This is a genomic window from Microbacterium sp. zg-Y1090, assembly GCF_030246945.1.
GTDB classification, from domain to species: domain Bacteria; phylum Actinomycetota; class Actinomycetes; order Actinomycetales; family Microbacteriaceae; genus Microbacterium; species Microbacterium wangruii.
In genome coordinates this window covers 1,731,858-1,754,324 of sequence record NZ_CP126742.1, presented here as the reverse complement: position 1 = coordinate 1,754,324, position 22,467 = coordinate 1,731,858, and the positions used below count along the sequence as shown (strand labels likewise).

The 22,467-nt window shown below is 70.7% G+C and carries 18 protein-coding genes; 14 read left to right on the top strand and 4 right to left on the bottom strand.

Annotation, left to right across the window (positions count from 1 at the left end):
- The first annotated feature begins 447 nt into the window (after positions 1 to 447).
- The 4 genes from QNO26_RS08280 (at position 448) to QNO26_RS08265 (ending at position 3,555) form a co-directional block, all read left to right on the top strand.
- Positions 448 to 1,062, top strand: coding sequence for an ATP-dependent Clp protease proteolytic subunit (locus QNO26_RS08280; protein ID WP_257530617.1), 615 nt, complete (start codon positions 448 to 450; stop codon positions 1,060 to 1,062).
- Positions 1,063 to 1,085: 23 nt separating this feature from the next.
- The gene (locus QNO26_RS08275; RefSeq protein WP_257530619.1) at positions 1,086 to 1,754 is read left to right on the top strand and encodes an ATP-dependent Clp protease proteolytic subunit; all 669 of its coding nucleotides are present in this window, start codon (positions 1,086 to 1,088) and stop codon (positions 1,752 to 1,754) included.
- A gap of 211 nt (positions 1,755 to 1,965) precedes the next feature.
- Entirely contained in the window at positions 1,966 to 3,231 is a 1,266-nt protein-coding gene (gene clpX / locus QNO26_RS08270) for an ATP-dependent Clp protease ATP-binding subunit ClpX (protein WP_257638413.1), read from the top strand.
- A 117-nt stretch (positions 3,232 to 3,348) separates the two neighbouring features.
- Positions 3,349 to 3,555, top strand: coding sequence for a P-loop nucleotide/nucleoside kinase family protein (locus QNO26_RS08265; RefSeq protein ID WP_257638412.1), 207 nt, complete (start codon positions 3,349 to 3,351; stop codon positions 3,553 to 3,555).
- Between the two features lie 58 nt (positions 3,556 to 3,613).
- Here QNO26_RS08265 and QNO26_RS08260 read toward each other — a convergent pair whose 3' ends face one another.
- Positions 3,614 to 5,668 carry a M3 family metallopeptidase gene (locus QNO26_RS08260; RefSeq protein WP_257638411.1) on the bottom strand — a complete coding sequence of 685 codons (2,055 nt, stop codon included), beginning with the start codon at positions 5,666 to 5,668 and terminating at the stop codon, positions 3,614 to 3,616.
- A gap of 185 nt (positions 5,669 to 5,853) precedes the next feature.
- On the opposite strand from QNO26_RS08260, the gene QNO26_RS08255 reads away from it, so the two are divergent.
- On the top strand, positions 5,854 to 6,570 hold the full coding sequence (locus QNO26_RS08255; RefSeq protein ID WP_257638410.1) for an NADPH-dependent F420 reductase: 717 nt from the start codon (positions 5,854 to 5,856) through the stop codon (positions 6,568 to 6,570).
- A gap of 143 nt (positions 6,571 to 6,713) precedes the next feature.
- Positions 6,714 to 6,965: a hypothetical protein gene (locus tag QNO26_RS08250; protein ID WP_257530629.1), complete on the top strand. Its 252-nt coding sequence runs from the start codon at positions 6,714 to 6,716 to the stop codon at positions 6,963 to 6,965.
- Between the two features lie 12 nt (positions 6,966 to 6,977).
- Here the strand turns inward: QNO26_RS08250 and QNO26_RS08245 are convergent, their stop codons facing one another.
- Together QNO26_RS08245 and valS are read right to left on the bottom strand one after the other, a co-directional pair.
- On the bottom strand, positions 6,978 to 7,226 hold the full coding sequence (locus QNO26_RS08245) for a hypothetical protein (protein ID WP_257530631.1): 249 nt from the start codon (positions 7,224 to 7,226) through the stop codon (positions 6,978 to 6,980).
- Between the two features lies 1 nt (position 7,227).
- On the bottom strand, positions 7,228 to 9,801 hold the full coding sequence (gene valS / locus QNO26_RS08240) for a valine--tRNA ligase (RefSeq protein ID WP_257530632.1): 2,574 nt from the start codon (positions 9,799 to 9,801) through the stop codon (positions 7,228 to 7,230).
- 355 nt (positions 9,802 to 10,156) lie between these two features.
- Between valS and QNO26_RS08235 the strand changes: the two genes are divergently transcribed.
- The 5 genes from QNO26_RS08235 (at position 10,157) to QNO26_RS08215 (ending at position 16,381) form a co-directional block, all read left to right on the top strand.
- Positions 10,157 to 10,981 carry an endonuclease domain-containing protein gene (locus QNO26_RS08235; protein ID WP_257530634.1) on the top strand — a complete coding sequence of 275 codons (825 nt, stop codon included), beginning with the start codon at positions 10,157 to 10,159 and terminating at the stop codon, positions 10,979 to 10,981.
- Positions 10,982 to 11,425: 444 nt separating this feature from the next.
- The gene (locus QNO26_RS08230) at positions 11,426 to 13,033 is read left to right on the top strand and encodes an ABC transporter substrate-binding protein (protein WP_257638409.1); all 1,608 of its coding nucleotides are present in this window, start codon (positions 11,426 to 11,428) and stop codon (positions 13,031 to 13,033) included.
- A gap of 29 nt (positions 13,034 to 13,062) precedes the next feature.
- Positions 13,063 to 14,046: an ABC transporter permease gene (locus QNO26_RS08225; RefSeq protein ID WP_257530638.1), complete on the top strand. Its 984-nt coding sequence runs from the start codon at positions 13,063 to 13,065 to the stop codon at positions 14,044 to 14,046.
- Positions 14,043 to 14,855 carry an ABC transporter permease gene (locus QNO26_RS08220; protein ID WP_257530640.1) on the top strand — a complete coding sequence of 271 codons (813 nt, stop codon included), beginning with the start codon at positions 14,043 to 14,045 and terminating at the stop codon, positions 14,853 to 14,855. The genes QNO26_RS08225 and QNO26_RS08220 overlap by 4 nt, the downstream gene beginning before the upstream one ends.
- On the top strand, positions 14,852 to 16,381 hold the full coding sequence (locus QNO26_RS08215) for a dipeptide ABC transporter ATP-binding protein (protein ID WP_257530642.1): 1,530 nt from the start codon (positions 14,852 to 14,854) through the stop codon (positions 16,379 to 16,381). Before QNO26_RS08220 ends, QNO26_RS08215 begins: the two co-directional genes overlap by 4 nt.
- A gap of 21 nt (positions 16,382 to 16,402) precedes the next feature.
- Here the strand turns inward: QNO26_RS08215 and QNO26_RS08210 are convergent, their stop codons facing one another.
- Positions 16,403 to 17,062: a pentapeptide repeat-containing protein gene (locus QNO26_RS08210; protein ID WP_257530644.1), complete on the bottom strand. Its 660-nt coding sequence runs from the start codon at positions 17,060 to 17,062 to the stop codon at positions 16,403 to 16,405.
- A 223-nt stretch (positions 17,063 to 17,285) separates the two neighbouring features.
- Between QNO26_RS08210 and ileS the strand changes: the two genes are divergently transcribed.
- The 3 genes from ileS to QNO26_RS08195 are packed head-to-tail and all read left to right on the top strand — an operon-like array spanning position 17,286 to position 22,467.
- Entirely contained in the window at positions 17,286 to 20,711 is a 3,426-nt protein-coding gene (ileS, locus tag QNO26_RS08205) for an isoleucine--tRNA ligase (protein ID WP_257638408.1), read from the top strand.
- Positions 20,708 to 22,060, top strand: a complete 1,353-nt coding sequence (locus tag QNO26_RS08200) for a bifunctional folylpolyglutamate synthase/dihydrofolate synthase (protein WP_257638407.1) — start codon at positions 20,708 to 20,710, stop codon at positions 22,058 to 22,060. Before ileS ends, QNO26_RS08200 begins: the two co-directional genes overlap by 4 nt.
- Positions 22,057 to 22,467: a DUF4233 domain-containing protein gene (locus QNO26_RS08195; protein ID WP_257530650.1), complete on the top strand. Its 411-nt coding sequence runs from the start codon at positions 22,057 to 22,059 to the stop codon at positions 22,465 to 22,467. The genes QNO26_RS08200 and QNO26_RS08195 overlap by 4 nt, the downstream gene beginning before the upstream one ends.

Sequence of the window (22,467 nt, the reverse complement as noted above, 5' to 3'; positions counted from 1 at the left end):
CGGGGGGTGCCGGGGGTCCGGGAGCCGTTTCGCGCCCCGAACCGGGGAGGCCGGGGGTTCGGGAGCCGTTTCGCGACCCGAACCGGGGAAGCCGGGGGTTCGGGAGCCGTTTCGCGACTCAAACCGGGGAGGCCGGGGGTTCGGGGACCGTTTCACGACCCAAACCGCGGCCCCAAACCGGGGTGGTCGGGGGTTCGGGAACCGATTCACGACCCAAACCGCGGTTGTCGGGGGTTCGGGAACCGTTTCGCGACCCGAACCGGGGAGGTCGGGGGTTCGGGAGCCGTTTCGCGCCCCGAACCGGGGATGCCGGGGGTTCGGGGGCCGATTGGCGCCCCGAACCGGTGCCGGAGGAGGACACACGATCTGCCCAGGGCGAACACGGCCGGGTCCTCACCGACGCGCCGGTAGATTCGATGGCGACGGACCACGGAAACAGGAGTGAACATGGCCGAACCACTTGTCGCCACGAGCGTCTTCGACAGGCTGCTGAAGGACCGCATCATCTGGCTGGGGTCGGAGGTGCGTGATGACAACGCCAACGAGATCTGCGCCAAGATCCTGCTGCTGGCGGCGGAGGACTCCGAGAAGGACATCTACCTCTACATCAACTCGCCCGGCGGCTCGATCACGGCCGGCATGGCCATCTACGACACCATGCAGTTCGTGCCGAACGACATCGTCACCGTCGGCATCGGCATGGCGGCATCCATGGGCCAGCTGCTGCTGACCAGCGGCACCAAGGGCAAGCGGTACATCACGCCCAACGCCCGCGTGCTGCTGCACCAGCCGCACGGTGGCTTCGGGGGCACCGCCAGCGACATCCAGACGCAGGCTCAGCTGATCCTGTCGATGAAGCGCCGCCTGGCCGAGATCACCGCGGCGCAGACGGGCAAGTCCGTCGAGCAGATCAACGCCGACGGCGACCGCGACCGCTGGTTCACCGCGGCTGAGGCGCTCGAGTACGGCTTCGTCGACCACATCCGGGAGCACGCCGCGGGCGTGACCGGTGGCGGCGGAACCGCCACGGACGGCGACATCCCCGACGAAACCGCCAACTGAGTCCTCCGAAGGAGACAGAACAGATGCACACCCCCACCTTCGGCGGCGCCCCTCAGGGCCTGCAGATGCCGAACAGCCGCTACATCCTGCCGCAGTTCGAGGAGCGCACGGCCTACGGCTACAAGCGCCAGGACCCGTACAACAAGCTGTTCGAAGACCGCGTGATCTTCCTCGGCGTGCAGGTCGACGACGCGTCGGCCGACGACGTCATGGCCCAGCTGCTGGTTCTCGAGTCGCAGGACCCCGACCGCGACATCATCATGTACATCAACTCGCCCGGTGGCTCGTTCACCGCCATGACGGCGATCTACGACACCATGCAGTACGTGTCGCCGGAGATCTCCACCGTGGTGCTCGGCCAGGCGGCATCCGCCGCCGCCGTGCTGCTGGCGGCGGGCGCCCCCGGCAAGCGTCTTGCGCTGCCCAACGCCCGCATCCTCATCCACCAGCCCGCCGTCGGCGAGGCCGGTCACGGGCAGGCGTCGGATATCGAGATCCAGGCGGCCGAGATCCTGCGCATGCGCACGTGGCTGGAGGAGACGCTGGCCAAGCACTCCAACCGCACGCAGGAGCAGGTCAACAAGGACATCGACCGCGACAAGATCCTGTCTGCGAACGACGCCCTCGAGTACGGCCTGGTCGACCAGGTTCTGACCACGCGCAAGCGTCACCAGCCGGCGATCACCAGCTGACGAGCGGATGCCGTCACGCCCCGTCCTCGCAAGTCGAGGGCGGGGCGTCGTCGTCGGGGCGCGGTGCGGGGGCTCGCGCGGCCGCCGCGCGGGCGCCCGTGCAGAGCCCAGAATCGGCGGCCGACATGGAGCGCGCCAAATGCCGACCGATGTCGCACGCAGCGGTTAGGCTCGAAGAGTTCCTGACCGGGAGCAGTGAGGAGACGCCCTGATGGCTCGCATCGGTGAAAGCGCCGACCTGTTCAAGTGCTCCTTCTGCGGCAAGAGCCAGAAGCAGGTCCAGCAGCTGATCGCCGGGCCCGGTGTCTACATCTGCGACGAGTGCGTCGAGCTCTGCAACGAGATCATCGAAGAGCGCATGGCCGAATCGGGCGCTGACGAGGTCGCCGACTTCGACCTGCCCAAGCCCCGCGAGATCTTCTCCTTCCTCGAGGAATACGTCGTCGGCCAGGAGCCCGCCAAGCGCGCCCTGTCTGTGGCGGTCTACAACCACTACAAGCGCATCCGCTCCCACGGCACCCTGCAGCCCGCAGAGCAGCGCGTCGACGACATCGACATCGCCAAGAGCAACATCCTGCTGCTGGGCCCCACCGGCTGCGGCAAGACCTACCTCGCCCAGACGCTCGCGAAGCGGCTGAACGTGCCTTTCGCCGTGGCGGATGCCACGGCCCTCACCGAAGCCGGCTACGTCGGTGAGGACGTCGAGAACATCCTGCTCAAGCTGCTGCAGGCGGCCGACTTCGACACCAAGCGCGCCGAGACGGGCATCATCTACATCGACGAGGTCGACAAGATCGCGCGCAAGGCCGAGAACCCCTCGATCACGCGCGACGTGTCCGGCGAGGGCGTGCAGCAGGCGCTGCTGAAGATCCTCGAGGGCACCGTCGCCTCGGTGCCGCCGCAGGGCGGGCGCAAGCACCCGCACCAGGAGTTCATCCAGATCGACACGACCAACGTGCTGTTCATCGTGGCGGGCGCGTTCGCCGGCCTCGAGGAGATCATCTCGTCCCGCGTCGGCAAGCACGGCGTCGGCTTCGGCGCCCCGCTGCACGACAAGGGCGAGAACCTCAACCTTTTCAGCGAGGTGCTGCCCGAAGACCTGCACAAGTTCGGCCTGATCCCCGAGTTCATCGGCCGGCTGCCCGTCGTGGCATCCGTCGCGCCGCTCGACCAGGACGCCCTCATGGAGATCCTCACCGAGCCGCGGAACGCGCTGGTGAAGCAGTACCAGCGCATGTTCGAGCTCGACGGCGTGCAGCTGGAGTTCGAGAACGACGCGCTGCGCGCCATCGCCGACCTGGCCGTGCTGCGCAAGACCGGCGCGCGCGGTCTGCGCGCGATCCTCGAAGACGTCCTCGGGCCGATCATGTTCGACATCCCGTCGACGGAAGATGTCGAGCGCGTGGTCATCACGCCCGCGGTCGTCGAGGGAGCCCCTCCGACCCTCCTGCTGCGCCAGAAGCGCAAGAGCGCCTAGCCACGCGGCGAGCGCGGACAAGAGTCGTCCACGGACTCTTCCGGGCGCGTCTGTGCCGAGGAGGCAGGCTCTCGCAATCGCGCGCCTCGCCCGGGCTCGCGATGCCAGAATCACCCCATGCTGATCGTGATGGCGGGTCTTCCGGGGGTGGGCAAGAGCACCATCGCCGCAGAACTCGCGAGCGGACTTCGCTGCGCGCTTCTCTCGGTGGACCCCATCGAGGCCGCGATGTGGCGCGCCGGAGTGGAAAGGACCCAGCCGACCGGGCTCGCCCCGCAGCTCACCCGACCGAACGAATCCGGACGCGCGAGCGCGGATCGGTAGCGCCGGCCTCAGCGTGGGTGCCGGCGATGCGCCGACACCCACGACAGGGCGGTGAGGTTCAGTCCGCCAGACCGCGGCGCTTCAGCAGTGGCGCGATGTCGGCATCGCGGCCCCGGAAGTCGCGGTAGGCCTCCAGCGGATCCTTCGACCCGCCGACGCCCAGCAGACGCTGGCGGAAGCGGTCGCCGTTGGCGCGCGTGAGTCCGCCGTTCTCGTGGAACCACTCGACGGTGTCGGCGTCGAGCACCTCGCTCCAGATGTAGGAGTAGTAGCCGGCGCTGTAGCCGCCGGAGAAGATGTGCGCGAAGTACGTCGACGAGTAACGGGGCGGAACGGCGGGGGAGTCCAGTCCGATTTCGGCCAGGGCGGCAGCCTCGAACCCGGCGACGTCGATGCTCTCGGCCGCCTCGGCGGCGCTCAGCCGGTGCCAGGCCTGGTCGATCCACGAGGCCGCCAGGTACTCGCTGGTCTCGAAGCCCTGATTGAAGGTCTCGGATGCCGCGAGCTTGTCGACCACGTCGTCGGGCAGGGGCTCACCCGTCTCGATGTGTCGGGCGTAGTTGGCCAGCACCTCGGGCCAGTAGATCCACATCTCGTTGACCTGGCTGGGGAACTCCACGAAGTCGCGGTACACGTTCGTCCCCGCGAAGCTCGGGTAGGTGACGGTGGCGAACAGGCCATGCAGTGCGTGCCCGAACTCGTGGAAGAGCGTGTTGACCTCATCGAGGGTGAGCAGCGTCGGCTGCCCCGCAGCGGGGCGGGAGACGTTGAGGTTGTTCACGACGACCGGATCCGTGCCGCGCAGCTGCGACTGCAGCACGATGGAGTTCATCCACGCCCCGCCGCGCTTGGTGTCGCGGGTGTAGAGGTCGAGCACGTACAGCCCCAGCGGCGAACCGTCGGCGTTGTGGATCTCGAAGACCCGCACGTCGGGATGGTAGGCCGGAAGGTCCTCGCGCTCGGTGAAGGTGATGCCGTAGAGCGCTGTCGCGGCGAAGAAGACACCGTGGCGCAGCACCCGCTCGGCTTCGAACCAGGGGCGGAGCGCGGAGCGGTCGAGGGCGTAGCGCGCCTCGCGGACGCGTTCGGTGTAGAACGCCCAGTCGTGTGCTTCGAGCGGGAACGGCGAAGCCTCCCCGTCGATGATCTCCTGCAGGGCCGCTCGCTCGCGCTCGGCGTTGCGGGCCGCCGGGGCGGCGAGGCGGAACAGCAGGTCGCGCACAGCGTCGGGCGACCCGGCGGTCTCATCGGACGTGACGTACGCCGCGTGGCTGGCGTAGCCCAGCAGCTCGGCGCGATCCGCACGCAGCTTCACGATCTCCTGCAGCACGCCGCGGTTGTCGTACGCGTTGCCGCGGGAGCCGCGTGCGCGCGAGGCGGCCATGAGGCGTCGGCGCGACTCCCGATTCGTCAACGAGGAGAGGTAGGGATGCCCCGTGAACAGCGGAAGCGTCACGACGTACGAGCCGTCGAGACCGCGGTCGGCGGCCGCCTCGGCTGCGGCCGACAGCTCGCCCTCGGTCAGCCCATCGAGCTCCGCCGCGTCTTCGAACACCACCGCGAGGTCGTTGGTGTCGGCGAGGAGGTTTTTCTCGAAGGTGTTCGTCAGCACCGAGAGCCGCTGGTTGAGGGCGGTCAGGCGCTCCTTCTCGGCATCCGAGAGTCCGGCGCCCGCGTGCGTCATCTGGGTGTGCCGGCGCTGCACGAGATAGCGCTGCTCGGGGGTCAGGTCGAGCTCATCCAGGCGCGCGAACAGCGACCGCACGCGCGCATAGAGGGCGCTGTCGAGCTGAATCGCGTCCTGGTGGGCGGACATGAGCGGGGCAAGGGCCTCTTCCACGGCCTGGATGTCGGGCGTGGCATCCGCCGAGGACACGGTGTAGAACGTGCGGGCGACGCGGCCGAGCAGGTCACCGGACAGTTCCACAGCGGTCATCGTGTTGTCGAATGTCGCCGGCTCCGGGTTCGCCGTGATGGCGTCGACCTCCGCGCGCTGCTGGGCGAAAGCGGCCTCGAACGCCGGCAGGTAGTGCTCGGCGCGGATCGCCGGGTAGTCCGGCAGTCCGTAGGGGAGGGGGCTCGGCTGCAGCAGGGGGTTGGTCTCGTCGGTCATCGTCTCAGCCTACGGCGCGGGCGGTCGCCGGACGGCGGGACGTGTCCGATCGGCGGGACGTGCTCGATCGGCTGAACGGGCCGGCGGGGAATGCTCAGCGGGCGCGGGCGGTTCGCCCTCGGCAAGGGTCGCCACCGCGGCCCTGCGGCGGACATCACGCCGGAGCCGACCGAAGGGAAAGCAGAATGACGACGCTGGGAATCATCGGAAGCGGACACATCGGATCGGCCGTCGCGCGGCTGGCGGTCGCTGCGGACATGGACGTGATCATCGCGAACTCCCGAGGACCGGAGACGCTGCAGGACCTGGTCGCCGAACTCGGCCCGCGCGCCCAGGCCGGCACGGTCGCCGAGGCCGCCGAGCGCGGCGACGCCGTCGTGCTGTCCATCCCGCTCAAGGCCGTGCCCGACCTGCCTGCCGGGCTGCTCTCCGAGGCTCTCGTCATCGACACGAGCAACTACTACCCGTCGCGCGACGGCAGCATCGCGGAGCTGCGCGACAACAGTGTGACGACGGGTGAGCTGGTGCAGCGTCAGCTGGGCGCCACCCGCTACGTGAAGGCGTTCAACAACATCCTCGCCGCGCACATCCCGGCCCTGGCTCGCCCGGCCGACGCGGACGATCGCACGGCCCTGCCCATCGCCGGCGACGACGCCCAGGCGAAGGCCGAGGCGGCGGAGATCATCAGCCGGCTAGGCTTCGACACCGTCGACGCGGGCACCCTCGCCGAGAGCTGGCGATCCGAGCCCGAGACCCCGGTGTACGGGCGCATCTACTTCAGCGACCCGTCGCTGCCCGAGGACCAGATGGCGGATGCCGCGCCCGCGCCGACCCCGGCGTCGGAGATCCGCGAGGCGCTGGGTGCCGCCACCCGGGTGGACATCACGGCGCGCCGCTTCTAGCGGGTCCGCCGGGCCGACCTGTCCGAGCGCATCAGCGCCCTCATCGACGAGACCGTCGACCGCTACCGCGACCAGCAGGGCGATGATGTGCGCCCCGTCACCATCCGGGCGGACCTGTTCCCCCTCGACGAAGGAGACCCCTCATGAGTGCGTACGTCGCTTCGCCCGGCCGATCCATCACCGGTATCGAGCCCACCGCCACCGAGCGCGCCCTGCTGCGGCTCGCGCTGCGGGCCGAGGACGCGGTGGCGCGGCGTATGCAGCGTCGCGCGGATCGCCTCGCCGCCCGTGCCGCGATCGCCGGCCTGCTCGATCAGGAGCGCGCGCTCATCGCCGGCATCCGGCAGCGCGAGCGCGCCGTCGCGATGCACATGTGGGGCATGCCGCCCCGCTGACCCTCGCGGGCGTCAGGCGAAATCGTCGTCGGCGTCGTGCCCGACCACCGCGTTGCCGTCAGCGTCGAGCGACACCACGACACCCGTCTCGAGCTCCGCGACCGGACGCCCCTCGAGGAAGGTCAGCGTCCAGCGCGGCCGCGGCTGCCCCAACTCGTCGCCGGGAATGGACCGGTCGACGGCCAGGATCTGGCCCCGGATGCTGTCGGGCACCGAGCGGGGCGGCTCGTCACCGGAGGTCCAGCGTGTTCCGAGCTGCATGTCAGGCCTCCTGCGGTGCGAGCACGATGTCGAGCACGGAAGTGGACTCGGCGTCCTGGTAGGTGATCTCGGCGACCCGTCCGACCGCCTTCAGATCTCCCTCGGCCAGCCGCAGCAGAGCCGCGGTGGCGGGGGTGGCGCCGATGGTCGCGCGCTCGACCGCGGTCTTCTGCGACGCCTTGGCCTCGGTCTTCGCACGACGGATGCCGATGAGGGCCTCGCCGACGGCGGTGAGCACCGCGGGGTCACCCTCGATGCCGAGAGGCTCGGGCCACGCGGCGGTGTGCACCGAACCCTCCTCGAACCACGACCATGCCTCCTCGGTCGCGAACGACAGCACGGGCGCCAGCAGGCGCAGCACGGTCGACAGCGCGAGACGCAGCGCGAGCGCCGCCGAAGGCTGGCCGACGTCGGCCTGGTTGTAGGCGCGCTCCTTGACGAGCTCGAGGTAGTCGTCGCAGAACGTCCAGAAGAACGCCTCGGTCACTTCCAGCGCGCGCGCGTGGTCGTACGCCTCATAGGCCTTCGTCGCCTCACGCACCACGTTGTCGAGGGTGGCGAGCATGGCGGCATCCAGGGCGTGCGTCACCTCGGCGCCCTCGGGAACCGGGAACGACAGCACGAATTTGGCGGCGTTGAGCACCTTGATCGCCAGGCGCCGGCCGATCTTCACCTGCGTGGGGTTCTGCGGGTCGAACGCCGCGTCGGCGCCCAGGCGGCTCGAGGCGGACCAATAGCGGACGGCATCCGTGCCGTGCTGGGCGAGGATGTCCGCCGGGGTCACCACGTTGCCCTTGGACTTCGACATCTTCTTGCGGTCGGGGTCCACGATGAAGCCTGAGATCGCGGCATCCGTCCACGGCGCGCGGTCGTCCTCGAGGGCGCTGCGCAGCATGGTCGAGAACAGCCAGGTGCGGATGATGTCCTGGCCCTGCGGGCGCATGTCGAAGGGGGCGACGAGGTCCCACAGTTCGGGGTCGCGCTCCCAGCCGCCCGCCAGCTGCGGGGTGAGCGATGAGGTCGCCCAGGTGTCGAAGATGTCGCGCTCGGCGTCGAAGCCCCCGGGCACGCCGCGCTGGTCCTCGGTGTAGCCCGGGGGCACGTCGACGGTCGGGTCGACGGGAAGGCTCGCCAGGTCGGGCGTGAGCACACGGCTGTAGTCACGCTCGCCGTTTTCGTCGAGGGCGTACCAGACGGGGATCGGCACGCCGAAGAACCGCTGACGCGAAACGAGCCAGTCGCCGGTGAGGCCGTTGGTCCAGTTCTCGTAGCGCACGCGCATGAAGTCCGGATGCCAGTCCATGCCGGCGCCCAGGGCGATGAGCTTCTCGCGCAGGTTGGCGTCGCGGGCGCCGTTGCGGATGTACCACTGGCGGGTGGAGACGATCTCGAGCGGCCGGTCGCCCTTCTCGTAGAACTTCACCGGGTGGGTGAAGGGCTTCGGGTCGCCGATGAGTTCGCCCGACTCCCGCAGCAGCTCCACGATGCGCTTCTTGGCGCTGAAGACGGTCTTGCCGGCGAGTTCGGCGTAGGCGGTGCGCGCGGCGTCGGTCGCGATCACGTCGGGGGCTTCGGCCACGACGCGGCCGTCCTTGCCGAGGATCGTGCGGTTGGGCAGGTCCAGCTCGCGCCACCAGATGATGTCGGTGACGTCGCCGAAGGTGCAGATCATGGCGATGCCCGACCCCTTGTCCTTCTGCGCGAGGGGGTGGGCCAGCACGGGCACCTCGACGTCGAAGAGAGGCGTGCGCACGGTCGAGCCGAAGTGCGGCTGGTACCGCTCGTCGTCGGGGTGGGCCACGAGGGCGACACAGGCGGGGAGCAGCTCGGGACGGGTGGTCTCAATTTCGATGTCACCGGTTCCGTCGGTGAGGTGGAAGGCGACCCGGTGGTACGCGGCGGGCTGGTCGCGGTCCTCGAGCTCGGCCTGGGCGATCGCCGAGCGGAAGTCGATGTCCCACAGGGTGGGCGCCATCGCCTGGTAGGCCTCGCCGCGCTCGACGTTGCGCAGGAACGCCAGCTGGCTGGTGCGGATCGTCTCGTCGGAGATGGTGCGGTAGGTCTGGGTCCAGTCGACGCTCAGGCCGAGCTGGCGGAACAGCGCCTCGAAGTGCTTCTCGTCCTCGACGGTGAGCCGCTCGCACAGCTCGATGAAGTTGCGGCGGCTGATGGGCACCTGATCGGCGGCCTTGCTGCTCTTGTTGTCGCCGCCTTCGAACGGGGGAGTGAAGTCGGGGGTGTACGGCAGCGACGGGTCGCATCGCACGCCGTAGTAGTTCTGCACGCGGCGCTCGGTGGGCAGGCCGTTGTCGTCCCAGCCCATCGGGTAGAACACCGTCTTGCCGCGCATGCGCTCGTAGCGCACCTTTACGTCGGTGTGCGTGAACGAGAAGACGTGGCCGATGTGCAGGCTTCCGGATGCCGTGGGCGGGGGAGTGTCCACGGAGTACACGCCCGCACGGCCCTTGGCCTTGGCGGCATCACGGTCGAACAGATAGGTGCCCTGCTCGCTCCACGCGGCATCCCACTTCTGCTCGAGGCCTTCCAGTGCGGGCTTGTCAGGGATCTGCGACATGGGTGACTCCTCGAGCGATATGTGCGGCACTGTGTGAGCGTGCCTGAGTGTGGACCGTCCGCACAGTTTACCGGCGCGGGCGGGCGATTCGCGTCCGGGCCGAGCCGCCCGGCGTGGGTCGCGCCCCCTGCGTCGGCCGCTCCCACCCCCGCGCGACCGAAATGAGGAGATCCGACCAAGAAAGGGGCGGATGCCGCGATGCCCTCCTCAGTCGGCCGGATCCCCTCATTCGGGCAGCGGGGACGCCGGGACGCACCCGTGCGGCCGCTTCTCCCCAGCCTCGCGACGACGCGATGTATCCCGGAAACCGCGTCGCAGGCCGCGGGGCGTGCGCCGGCCTCGCGACACTGGGCCCATGGACGTCGGCGCACCGGTCATCGCCCGTGGTGGCGTGGCGCGCCGCGCCACCCTCCGCGCGGCGGGATTCAGCGCGCATCACATCGCACAGGCGGTCCGGCGCGGCGATCTCGTCGCGGTGCAGCGGCTGTGGGTCGCCGTGCCGGACGCCGACCCGTACCTCGTGGCGGCCGCTCGTGACCGCGTCGTGCTGACCTGCGTCACCCAGGCTCGTCGGCTCGGGCTCTGGGTGCTGGGTGAAACCGAGGCGCACGTGGCGGCGAGGCCGCATGCCGGGGAGATACGTGCAGCCGGGGCGCGGGTGCACTGGGCGGAGCCGGTTCTCGCACGGCATCCCGATGCCCTGGTCGATCCTCTGGAGAACGTGCTCGCGATGGTCGCGGCCTGTCAGCCCGTCGAGCCTGCGCTGGCCGTGTGGGAGTCCGCGCTGCGTCGCGGTCTGGTCGAGCGCGCCACCCTGCAGCGGCTCCCGCTGACGAGGGCGGCGCGCCGGCTGCTCGAGGCGGCGAACCCGTTCGCAGACTCGGGACTCGAGAGCTTCGTGCCGCCACGGTTGCGGTGGCTGCGGCTGCCCATCGTTCCGCAGGCGTGGATCGCCGGACACCGCGTGGACTTTCTCATCGGCGACCGGCTGGTGCTGCAGATCGACGGCGCCCATCATGTCGGCGCCCAGAGGCGAGCCGACATCGCACATGACGCAGAGCTCATGCTGCGGGGCTACCACGTCATTCGCGTGGACTACGTCCAGGTCGTCGATAACTGGCCATCGGTTCAGGACCTCATCCAGCGCGCGATTGCGCAGGGGCTGCACCGCGCCCGGTGAGGCGCGACCAAGCTGCCCCCTCGCGGTACCCGGTCGCAGCGCCGGATCGCACTAGTCCGCCGCAGTGCTGGGCACGCGGCCGACTTGCGGCTCAGTCGCCCGCGCCTCGGGAGTCCCCGCGCCCCCGGAGTCGCCCGCGCCCCCGGAGTCGCCCGCGCCTCCGAGATGAGGAGATCCGGCGAACAGAGGGGCGGATGCCGGCAATGTGCCCTCACCCGGGAGGACCCCCTCATTCCGTCGAAGCGAGGGCGCGAGGTCGGATGAGATCGGGAGAAGGGAGCAACAGCCGAAGTGAGGAGATCCGGCGAACTGAGGGGCGGAAGCCGCGATGTGCCCCTCGCCGGGGAGGATTCCCTCATTCCGTGGGGGCGCGCCGAATAGATCCACCCCGTCCAGAAACGGGGTAGCGTGGAACGGCTCACCCCTGACACCCGAGGTTTCGCCATGCCTTCGCTTCGCCGCTTCCTGTCCGCATCCGCCGTCGCCGTGGCGGCCGCACTCGTCCTGAGCTCCTGCGCCGGGGCCGGCGACGACACCGCCGACGGGGGCGAAGTCGTGTGGGCGATCGAGGGGGCGAACCTCTCCGCCGGGCACATGGACCCGCAGACCAGCCAGCTCGATGTGTCGTCGCTCGTGCAGCGGGCGGTGCTCGACTCGCTGGTGTTCCAAGAGGCCGATGGCACCTTCTCGCCGTGGCTGGCCGAATCGTGGGAGATCTCCGACGACGGCACCAGCTACACATTCGAGCTGCGTGACGACGTGATGTTCCACGATGGTGAGCCCTTCGACGCCGCCGCGGTGAAGGCGAACTTCGACCGCATCGTCGACCCCGAGACCGCCTCCGCGCAGGCGGCGAGCATGATGGGAGCGGAGTTCTACGCCGGAACCGAGGTGCTCGACGACCACACGGTGCGCGTGGACTTCACCCAGGCCTACGCGCCGTTCCTGCAGGCGGCGAGCACCGCGCACCTCGGCTTCTACTCGCCGGCCGTGCTTGAAGAGTCCGCCGATCGGCTGAAGGCCGGCGGGCCGGGCGTCACCGTCGGCACCGGCCCGTTCGAGCTGACCGACTACACGCCCGACCAGGAGATCGTCTACACCCGCAACGACGACTACGCCTGGGGTCCCGACGGGCAGGGCGCCCCGTCGTTCGAGACGCTGCGGGTGAGCATCCTCCCCGAGGCCGCCGTCCGTGTCGGGGTGGTCGAAAGCGGCGAGGCCGACCTCGCCAGCCAGCTGCCCCCGAACCTGGCCGCCGATCTCGGCGATCCCCTCACGGTCGACTCGCTGGAGTACCCGGGGCTGCCGTACTCCCTGTACCTCAATGAGGCGTACGGCGTGCTCGCCGACGAGCGCGTGCGCCAGGCGCTCAGCCGCGCCATCGACATCGACACCGCCGTCGAGCAGATCTACTCCGGGCAGTTCCCGCGGGCGTGGAGCATCCTCGGCTCGACGACCCCGGGGTATGACGCGTCGCTCGAGGGCACCTGGCCGTTCGACCCGGCCGTGGCGAACGCGCTGCTCGACGAGGCCGGCTGGACCGAGCGCGACGCCGAGGGCTACCGCACCAAGGACGGCGACCGACTCTCGGCCCGCTGGATCGCGTGGACCCCGGTGCCCGACGACCGCGCGGCGCTCGCGAACGCGATCCAGTCCGACCTGAAAGCGGTCGGCTTCGGGATCGTGCGCGAGGTGCTCGAACCCGGCGCCTACAACGAGCAGTACGGCCCGAAGACGTTCGACCTCACCGACTGGGGCTTCTCGGGCGTCGACCCCGACCTGCTGCGCAGCCACCTGCACAGCGAGGGTTTCCAGAACGCCTCGCAGGTGAAGGATCCGGCGATGGACCTGCTGCTCGAGGATGCCGTGGCGAAGACCGATGCCGACGAGCGTGCGGTGCTGTACCGCGAGGTGCAGCAGTGGAACGCCGAGCACGTCGCCATCGTGCCGCTGTACAGTCCTGCCTTCATCACGGCGGTGGGCGAGCGGGTGGACGGCCTGTCCTACGATCTGTACGGACGCCCCCTCTTCTACGACGTCACGGTCGGGTGAACGAGCGCCCTCGGGGCGCGGAGGTCACCATGACGCCAGCGGTGCAGCGCGCCCGGGGCATCGCTCTGCGCGCCGCCGGCATCGCGGCATCCGTCGTCATCGTGCTGTGGGGCGCTGCCACCGTGGCGTTCCTGGCCTTCCGGGTGATCCCCGGCGACCCGGTGGACGTGATGCTCGGGCCGCAGGCGCAGGTGAGCGACGCCGTGAAAGACGGCATCCGCGCCGAACTCGGACTCGACCGCCCACCGCTCGAGCAGTACGTCGGCTACCTCGGACAGTTGCTGCGGGGCGAGCTGGGGGAGTCGTACCAGCTGCGGATGCCGGTGGCCGAGGTCATCGGGCGTCAGCTCGGCGCCACGCTGCAGCTGACCGCCCTGGCCCTGCTCATCGCCGTCGCGATCGCGTTCGCCGTCGCCCTGCTCGCCCGGGGCCGGGTCGCGCGCACCGTGGTCGCCGGCGCGGAGCTGGTCGTGCTGTCATCGCCGGTGTTCTGGATCGGCCTGGTGCTGCTGAGCGTCTTCGCCTTCGGGCTGGGCTGGTTCCCGGTGTCGGGGTCGCGCAACCCGGCGACTCTCGTGCTTCCCGCCGTCACGCTGGCTCTCCCGGTGGCGGCGCTCCTCGGACAGGTGCTGCGCGATGGCATCGAAGCGGCCGAACGGCAGCCGTTCGCCACGACGGTGCGCGCACGCGGCGCGAGCCCCACGCGGCTGACGCTGCATCACACCCTGCGCCACGGCGCCACGGGCGCCCTCACGCTCGCCGCCTACCTCGTCGGCTCGCTGCTGGGCGGTGCTGTGCTGGTCGAGACGGTCTTCGCCCGTCCCGGCATCGGCCGGGTGACCCTCGCCGCCATCGCCGACCGCGATCTACCCGTGATCACCGGGATCATCCTGCTGAGTGCGCTGGTGTTCGTCGTCGTCAACACGATCGTGGAGCTCGTCTATCCGCTGATCGACCCGCGCCTGCGCCGCCGGCCGTCGCCGGTGGCACCGCGTACGGGGGTGCCGGCGTGAGGCCCGCGCAGCGTGCGCTGCTGGCCGCCGCGGTCGCGGTGCTGGCGGTCGTGGCCGCCGCCGCGTTCGTCCCGCAGCTGTTCACCTCGATCGACCCGCTGCAGACCGATGTGCGGCAGGCGCTCCTCGCGCCCTCGGCGGAGCATCCGTTCGGCACCGATCAGAGCGGCCGCGACGTGTACGCCCGCGTGGTCCACGGCGCGGCCCGCTCGGTGGGCATCGGGCTGCTGGCCACCGCGCTCGCCTTCACGGTCGGTCTTCTGGTCGGCTCGCTCTCCGGCATCGCGCCCCGGGTCGTGGATGCCGTTGCGATGCGGGCCACCGACGTGCTGCTGGCCTTCCCCGAGTTCCTCATCGCCCTCGTGGTGGTGGCCGTGCTGGGCCCGGGGCCGACCAACGTGGCGCTGGCGGTGACCATCGCCGCCGTGCCGGTCTACGTGCGCCTGGCCCGAGCGCAGACGCGAACCCTGCGCACCGCGGAGCATGTGGAGGCCGCCCGCATCCTCGGGGTGCCGGCGCCGCGGGCGTTCGTCCGTCACGTCGCACCGGGCGTGGTCGGGTCGCTGAGCGTGCTCGCCACCATCGGCATCGGCTCCAGCATCCTCGCCGCCGCGGGTCTCAGCTTCCTCGGCCTCGGCCCCACCGAACCCACTCCGGAATGGGGACTGATGCTCTCGGGCGGTCGCAACGTGATCGGTCAGGCGTGGTGGGTGTCGGTGTTCCCCGGTGCGGCCATCACCCTCACCGTGATCGCCGCCACCGTCGTCGGCCGTACCCTGCGCTCCCGCGCGGACGGGAGGTTCTCATGAGTGCGCTGCGGGTGTCCGGGCTGCGGATCTCGTTCGGCCGAGCCACTCCGGTGGCCGGGGTGTCCTTCACCGTCGCTCCCGGTGAGTGCCTCGCGATCGTGGGAGAGTCCGGCGCCGGCAAGTCGCTGACCGCGCGTTCCCTGATGGGTCTCGTTCCCGACGGCGCCCGCATGACGGCCGACGCGCTCACCGTGGACGGCGTCGACACCCTGCGTCTGGACGAGCGGGGGTGGCGCAGGCTGAGAGGGTCGCGCATCGCCCTGGTCTCGCAGGACGCCCTGGTCTCCCTCGACCCGCTGCGTCGCATCGGCGCCGAGGTGGCCGAGCCGCTGCGCATCCACGCACCCGGAATGTCACGCGCCGCCCGCGCCGCCCGCGTCAGGGCGCTCCTGACCGAGGTCGCCATGCCCGACGCCGCGCGCCGGGTGCGGCAGTACCCGCATGAGCTGTCCGGTGGCCTGCGGCAGCGCGCGCTGATCGCGTCGGCGCTCGCGGGGGAGCCGGCCGTGCTCATCGCCGACGAACCCACCACCGCGCTGGACGCGACCGTGCAGGCCCGCGTGCTCGACCTGCTGCGCGCGATCGCCGACCGCGGCACGGCCGTCGTCTTCGTCAGCCATGACTTCGCCGCGGTGCGCCGGGTCGCCGATCGTGTCGCGGTGATGCAGGCCGGCAGCTTCGTGGAACAGGGCACCGTCGCCCAGGTGTTCGGTGCGCCCCAGCACCCGCATACACGCGCACTCGTGGCTGCGACGCACCACGCGCCCTCCGCCGCGCAGGCGGGCGCCGCTGATGAGGAGTCGCTCGTCTGCGTGCGGGGGCTGTCGAAGGCGTTCGATCGCCCCGCGGTGCGTGACGTGTCCTTCGATCTCGCGCGCGGTCGCACGCTGGGGGTGGTGGGGGAGTCGGGTTCGGGCAAGACCACGCTCGCCCGGATGATCGTCGGCATCGAGAGCCCCGACGCGGGCTCGGTCCGCATCGGGGAGGCGACCTGGTCCCGGCGCGACGAGCAGGCGCTGCGCCGCCGTGTGCAGCTGGTGCATCAGAACCCCCTGGGTGCGTTCGACCCCCGCTGGACCATCGGCAGGTCGGTGCGCGAAGCGCTCGCCGCCGGCGGAGCGCCGCGGGCACAGCGCGCCGCCCGGGCCGCGCAGCTGCTGACCGAGGTGGGCTTGGATGCCGGCCTCGCGCGACGACGGCCGGCTCAGCTGTCGGGCGGGCAGCGTCAGCGCGCCGCGATCGCGCGGGCGCTGGCCGTCGACCCCGACGTGCTCGTGCTCGACGAGCCGGTCTCGGCACTGGATCCCACCGTGCGGGAGCGGGTGCTGGCGCTGCTGCGCCGGCTGCGCGCCGACCGCGACCTCACCATGGTCTTCGTCTCGCACGACCTCGACGTCGTGGCCGCCGTCGCCGACGACGTGCTCGTCATGCAGGACGGCGCGGTGGTGGAGCAGGGGCCCGTCGCCGACGTCTTCGCCGCCCCGAGGCATCCGTTCACGCGGGAGCTGCTCGCCGCCGGGCGGTGACCGGGCGGTGAGCGGTCGGTCTCAGTCGCGCACCTGCACGCCGAGCGCCGCGGCGAACGACTCCGCCAGAGCGGATGCCTGGTGCGCAGAGAGCGTGGCGCCGCGAAGCGCCGCCGGATCGGTGTACCCCAGCGCCTGCAGCCCGCGCAGGTCGAGGTCCGTCGCCCGCATCTCGCGGGTGTCGACGTCATCGGCGCGACTGTCCTCGAACCGCACCCGTTCCAGCGACGCGCCCGGCAGATCGAGGGAGCCGATCACGCAGTCGGCGATCAGCACGTCCGCGACGACCGCCTGCCCGAGCGCCAGGTAGTCGATGCGGGCGCCGCGCACCTCCACGGCATCCACCTGCGCGCGGGAGAGATCGAGCGTGCCGATGCGCCCGCCGGTGACCGCCACCGAGCGCCAGGTGCCGCTGACGGCGGCGACGGTCGTGGCCCGCAGGTCTTCGATCGCCACATCGATCAGCGTCGCTCCGGTGAGGTCGAGGCGGCCCACGGCGCTGGCGGCGAGGACGCACTCCACGAGGCGCGCATGGGCGGCATCCACGTCTGCGGTCAAACCCTCCAACCGCGTCTGGGACACATCGCTGCGGCGGCCGAGCGCCGTGCCGGCCGTCAACCGGGGCGGCAGATCGGGGAGCGCCTGGCGGGGCGGGCGGGGGCGGGTGTCGCGGGGCGGCATGCGCTCCAGCCTACGGACGCGTACAATCGGACGACCAGCATCGATCCGGCCATCACCGGGGAGCTCTCGGAAGAACGCGGGAAACCGCCAGTAGAACCGAGCGGGGCAGGCCCGTGACAGCCGCAGTGAGAGAGGGTCCACGGCGCCAGCCGGGGATCACGCGGGGTGGTACCGCGGCCTACGGGTCGTCCTCGCAGGACGCATCGCAACCTGCTGGAGTGACATGACCTACCCTCGCCCCTCGACGAGCGCATCGACCGACGCCGCGTCGGCCCCCGGCGCCTCGTTCGGCCCCGCCGCCGGTGTCGTGCCCAACCCGCGCTTCCCCGACATCGAGAAGGACGTCCTGGACTTCTGGCGCCAAGACGACACCTTCCGCGCCTCCATCGCGCAGCGGGAGGGCGCCCCGGAGTGGGTGTTCTACGACGGCCCGCCGTTCGCCAACGGCCTGCCGCACTACGGGCACCTGCTGACGGGGTACGCCAAGGACCTCTTCCCGCGGTTCCAGACCATGCGCGGCAAGAAGGTCGATCGCGTCTTCGGGTGGGACACCCACGGACTGCCCGCCGAGCTCGAGGCGATGAAGCAGCTCGGCATCACCGAGAAGAGCCAGATCGAGCAGATGGGTCTGGCCGCGTTCAACGACAAGGCGCGCTCGTCGGTGCTCGCCTACACCCGCGAGTGGGAGGACTACGTCACCCGCCAGGCCCGCTGGGTCGACTTCGAGCGCGGGTACAAGACCCTCGACACCGGTTTCATGGAGTCGGTGCTCTGGGCTTTCAAGAGCCTCTACGACAAGGACCTCGCCTATGAGGGCCACCGCGTGCTGCCGTACTGCTGGCGGGACGAGACTCCGCTGTCGAACCACGAGCTGCGCATGGACGACGACGTCTACAAGATGCGTCAGGACCCGTCGGTCACGGTGACCTTCCCGCTCGTCGGCGTGAAGGCCGAGACGCTCGGACTCACCGCCGTGCGCGCGCTCGCCTGGACCACCACCCCGTGGACCCTCCCGACCAACCTCGCGCTCGCCGTCGGGCCGGACATCACCTACGTCGTGGTCCCCGGGGGCCCCCACGGCGCCGCCGACGTGCACGAAGACCGTGCCGAGGGGGAGTCTCACCGCTACCTGCTGGCCGAGGACCTGCTGGCCGGCTACGCGAAGGACCTCGGCTACGACAGCGCCGAGGACGCCCGTGCCGCCGTGCAGCAGACCGTGCGGGGCGCCGATCTCGCCGACGTGCAGTACGACCGGCTGTTCGACTATTACGCCGACGCCGAGGCCTGGGGCACGCAGAACGCGTGGCGCATCCTCGTCGACGAGTACGTCACCACCAGCGACGGCACCGGCATCGTGCACCAGGCGCCGGCCTACGGTGAGGACGACCAGCGCATCACCGAAGCCGCCGGCATCCCGCTGATCATGAGCCTCGACGACGGCGGGCGGTTCCTGCCGCAGGTCTCCGACGTCGCCGGTGAGCTGTGGATGGATGCCAACCGCCCGCTCATCCGCCTGCTCAAGGCCGAGGGACGACTGCTGCGCGAGGCCAGCTACGAGCACTCGTACCCGCACTGCTGGCGGTGCCGCAACCCGCTCATCTACAAGGCCGTCTCGAGCTGGTTCGTGCGCGTCACGGCGATCAAGGACCGCCTCATCGAGCTGAACGAGCAGATCACCTGGGCGCCCGAGAACGTCAAGCACGGCCAGTTCGGCAAGTGGCTCGAAGGCGCGCGCGACTGGTCGATCAGCCGCAACCGCTATTGGGGTTCGCCGATCCCGGTGTGGCGCAGCGACGACCCCGCGCACCCGCGCGTGGACGTCTACGGCTCGCTCGAGGAGATCGAGCGCGACTTCGGACGCCTGCCGCGCAATGCCGAGGGCGAGGTCGACCTGCACCGCCCGTACATCGACGAACTCACGCGGCCGAACCCCGACGACCCCACCGGCCAGTCCACGATGCGGCGCATCAAGGACGTGTTCGACGTGTGGTTCGACTCGGGATCGATGCCGTACGCGCAGGTGCACTACCCGTTCGAGAACCGCGAGTGGTTCGACGAGCACGCGCCGGCGGACTTCATCGTCGAGTACATCGGGCAGACCCGCGGCTGGTTCTATGTCATGCACGTGCTCTCGGGCGCGCTGTTCGACCGTCCCGCGTTCACCGGAGTCGCCTGCCACGGCATCGTGCTCGGCAGCGACGGGCTGAAGATGTCGAAGTCGCTGCGCAACTACCCGGACGTGTCCGAGGTGTTCGACCGTGACGGCTCCGACGCGATGCGCTGGTTCCTGATGGCCAGCTCCGTGCTGCGCGGCGGCAACCTCATCGTCACGGAGGAGGGCATCCGCGCGGGTGTGCGCGAGTTCCTTCTGCCGCTGTGGAACACGTGGTACTTCTTCGCCACCTACGCCAACGCCGCCGGCGGGGCGGACGGTGAGGGATACCAGGCATCGTGGCGCACCGACTCGACCAACGTGCTCGACCGCTACATCCTTGCGCTCACGGGCGACCTCGTGCGTGATGTCGCCACGGAGCTCGATGCGCTGGACTCCACGACGGCTGCGACGAAGCTGCGGGAGTTCGCCGAGGCGCTGACCAACTGGTACATCCGCCGCTCGCGCGACCGGTTCTGGACGGGCGTCACCGACGACCCGGCCAGCCGCGAGGCCTTCGACACGCTCTACACGGTGCTCGAGACCGTCACCCGAGTGGCGGCGCCGCTCATCCCGCTCATCTCCGAGCAGATCTGGCAGGGTCTCACCGGCGGACGCAGCGTGCACCTGCAGGACTGGCCGGATGCCGACGCGTTCCCCGCGGCATCCGACATCCGCACCGCGATGGACGCGGTCCGCGAGGTCACCAGTGTCGCCAACGCGCTGCGCAAGCGCGAGGGCAAGCGCGTGCGCCTGCCGCTGCCGCTGCTGACCGTCGTCACCGCCGACGCCGACGGACTCGCGCAGTTCGACGACATCCTGCGGGACGAGCTGAACGTCAAGGCCGTGAAGCTGGCGCCGCTGCGCGACGAGACGGCGGCGGAGTACGGCATCACCCACCGGCTGTCGGTCAACGCCCGCGCTGCCGGGCCGCGCCTCGGCAAGCAGGTGCAGCAGGTCATCCGGGCGGCGAAGGACGGCGACTGGTCGCAGCACGACGGTGTCGTGACCGCCGGCGGTGTCGCGCTCGAGCCGGGTGAGTACGACCTGGTGCTCGAGACCAGCGGGCGCCCCGAGGGCGAGGCGCTGGCGCTGCTTCCCGGTGCGGGCTTCGTGCTGCTGGACACCACCACGACCCCGGAACTCGAGGCCGAGGGCTTCGCCCGCGACATCGTTCGCGCCGTGCAGGACACCCGCAAGGCGGCCGGGTTCGAGGTGAGCGACCGCATCCGCCTGCAGCTGCTGCTGGAATCGACCGCTGACGCCGACGCGCTGGAGACCGGGGCGGATGCCGCCGACGTCGCGGGAGAGACCCTCGCGGTCGACTTCGCCGCACGCGTCGCCGGACGCGACATCGCACTGCCCGCGGACACGCAGAGCGACCAGTGGCACGCGGAGGTCTTCGGCGGCATGCCCGACCACGTCGGCTACGTGCCGGCGGGCACCTACGCCAATGAGGGCGGGATCTTCGTCGCAGTGAGCCGGGTGAGCGCATGAGTGACCGGAGCAGGGCAGACGCCGTCTACGAGACGCTTCTCTCGCGGGCGGGAGAGCGCTGGGTGCAGCCGCGCAAGGAGCGCACAGGTCGGCTGCTGGACTACCTCGGCGACCCGCAGCGCACCTACCGCGTCGTCCACGTGACGGGCACGAACGGCAAGACGTCGACCAGTCGCATCGTCGAGAGCCTGGTGCGCGCCCACGGGCTGCGCACCGGGCTGTTCACGAGCCCCCACCTGGAGCGCTTCACCGAGCGGATGATGATCGACGGCGAGCCGGCGACCGATGGCGCCGTCGCCGACGCGTGGGACGAGATCACCCCGTTCGTCGAGATCGTCGACGCCGAGCTCACCGCCGCCGGCGAGGAGCCGCTGACCTTCTTCGAGCTGCTGACGGCGCTGGCCTTCGCGGTCTTCGCCGATGCGCCCGTCGACGTCGCGGTGATCGAAGTGGGCATGGGCGGTTCGTGGGATGCCACGAACAACGCCGACGCCGACGTCGCCGTCTTCGCGCCCATCGCCCTGGACCACGCCGACCGCCTCGGCGGCACCATCGCGGAGATCGCCCAGGTGAAGGCCGGGATCATCAAGGACGGCTCGGCCGTCGTGTCGGCGCGGCAGGATCCCGCCGCGGAGCGGGTGCTGCGGGCCGCCGCGGCATCCCATGACACCTCCGTCGCCTTCGAGGGCGAACGCTTCGCGCTGACCGATGACCGCCTCGCCGTCGGTGGGCAGCAGATCTCGGTGCGCGGTCTGGCGGGAACCTACGACGGGCTGTACCTGCCGCTGTACGGGGAGCATCAGGCGCACAACGCCGCGCTCGCGATCGCTGCGGTCGAGTCCCTCATCGGGGCAGGAGACCGACCGATCGCGCCCGACGTCATCACCGAAGGCCTCGCCGAGGCGACGTCTCCGGGGCGCCTGCAGCTGCTCGGCATCTCGCCGACGGTCTTCGTCGACAGTGCCCACAACCCGCACGGCGCGACAGCTCTCGTCAGGGCGCTGGGGTCGGCATTCGACTTCGACCAGTGGGGGATCGTGCTCGGCGTGCTCGCGGACAAGGACGTCGCCGGGGTGGTGGCCGAACTCGCGCCGGCAGCGGCGCACGTGTTCGCCACCGCTCCGCTGTCCGAGCGTGCCGCCGACGCCGACACCGTGGCCGACCTGGTGGAGGAGGCGGGCACCGCCGTGACCGTGCACGGCGACCTTTCCGAGGCGACCGAGGCGGCACGGGCGTGGGCAGCGGCATCCGATCGCCGCGCCGTCGTCATCGCCGGCAGCGTGCTGCTGGCGGGTGAGGCCATCGCGCTTGCGGCGGCCGAGGACTGGAAGGGCGGGTGGCAGGGATGACCGCAGCGACACGCACGCCGCGGCCGCGCCGGCCGCGCGGAGCACAGGAGTCCCTGGCGTCGATCGTGCTGGTGTTCGAGGCGGTCATCGCCTTCCTCGCGGGGCTGGTGATCTTCGGACTGAAGGTGCTCCCCGCCGGCATCGAGGATTGGTGGGGCGTGGTGGCCGGCAGCGTGGTCGCCGTGCTGATGGTCGTGACGGCCGGCCTCGTGCGCCACCCCTGGGCGATCGCCTTCGGGTGGGTGCTGCAGGTGGTCGTGGCGCTCGGCGCCCTCCTCGTGCCCGCGCTGCTGCTGGTCGCCCTCATTTTCGGCGGCATGTGGGCGTATGCCACCATCAAGGGGGCCTCGCTGGACCGGCGCAACGCGCGCCTGGCCGGCGGAGCCGAACAGCGAAACGGAGACTGA

What these genes read in the sequence shown, in the direction of transcription:
- QNO26_RS08230 (WP_257638409.1), top strand. Translation starts at nt 11,426, where the DNA reads ATGCCTTCGCTTCGCCGCTTCCTGTCCGCATCCGCCGTCGCCGTGGCG.
- QNO26_RS08275 (WP_257530619.1), top strand. Translation starts at nt 1,086, where the DNA reads ATGCACACCCCCACCTTCGGCGGCGCCCCTCAGGGCCTGCAGATGCCG.
- QNO26_RS08225 (WP_257530638.1), top strand. Translation starts at nt 13,063, where the DNA reads ATGACGCCAGCGGTGCAGCGCGCCCGGGGCATCGCTCTGCGCGCCGCC.
- QNO26_RS08245 (WP_257530631.1), bottom strand. Translation starts at nt 7,226, where the DNA reads ATGCAGCTCGGAACACGCTGGACCTCCGGTGACGAGCCGCCCCGCTCG.
- QNO26_RS08260 (WP_257638411.1), bottom strand. Translation starts at nt 5,668, where the DNA reads ATGACCGACGAGACCAACCCCCTGCTGCAGCCGAGCCCCCTCCCCTAC.
- clpX (WP_257638413.1), top strand. Translation starts at nt 1,966, where the DNA reads ATGGCTCGCATCGGTGAAAGCGCCGACCTGTTCAAGTGCTCCTTCTGC.
- QNO26_RS08250 (WP_257530629.1), top strand. Translation starts at nt 6,714, where the DNA reads ATGAGTGCGTACGTCGCTTCGCCCGGCCGATCCATCACCGGTATCGAG.
- QNO26_RS08235 (WP_257530634.1), top strand. Translation starts at nt 10,157, where the DNA reads ATGGACGTCGGCGCACCGGTCATCGCCCGTGGTGGCGTGGCGCGCCGC.
- QNO26_RS08280 (WP_257530617.1), top strand. Translation starts at nt 448, where the DNA reads ATGGCCGAACCACTTGTCGCCACGAGCGTCTTCGACAGGCTGCTGAAG.
- QNO26_RS08210 (WP_257530644.1), bottom strand. Translation starts at nt 17,062, where the DNA reads ATGCCGCCCCGCGACACCCGCCCCCGCCCGCCCCGCCAGGCGCTCCCC.
- QNO26_RS08200 (WP_257638407.1), top strand. Translation starts at nt 20,708, where the DNA reads ATGAGTGACCGGAGCAGGGCAGACGCCGTCTACGAGACGCTTCTCTCG.
- QNO26_RS08195 (WP_257530650.1), top strand. Translation starts at nt 22,057, where the DNA reads ATGACCGCAGCGACACGCACGCCGCGGCCGCGCCGGCCGCGCGGAGCA.
- QNO26_RS08255 (WP_257638410.1), top strand. Translation starts at nt 5,854, where the DNA reads ATGACGACGCTGGGAATCATCGGAAGCGGACACATCGGATCGGCCGTC.
- valS (WP_257530632.1), bottom strand. Translation starts at nt 9,801, where the DNA reads ATGTCGCAGATCCCTGACAAGCCCGCACTGGAAGGCCTCGAGCAGAAG.
- ileS (WP_257638408.1), top strand. Translation starts at nt 17,286, where the DNA reads ATGACCTACCCTCGCCCCTCGACGAGCGCATCGACCGACGCCGCGTCG.
- QNO26_RS08215 (WP_257530642.1), top strand. Translation starts at nt 14,852, where the DNA reads ATGAGTGCGCTGCGGGTGTCCGGGCTGCGGATCTCGTTCGGCCGAGCC.
- QNO26_RS08265 (WP_257638412.1), top strand. Translation starts at nt 3,349, where the DNA reads ATGCTGATCGTGATGGCGGGTCTTCCGGGGGTGGGCAAGAGCACCATC.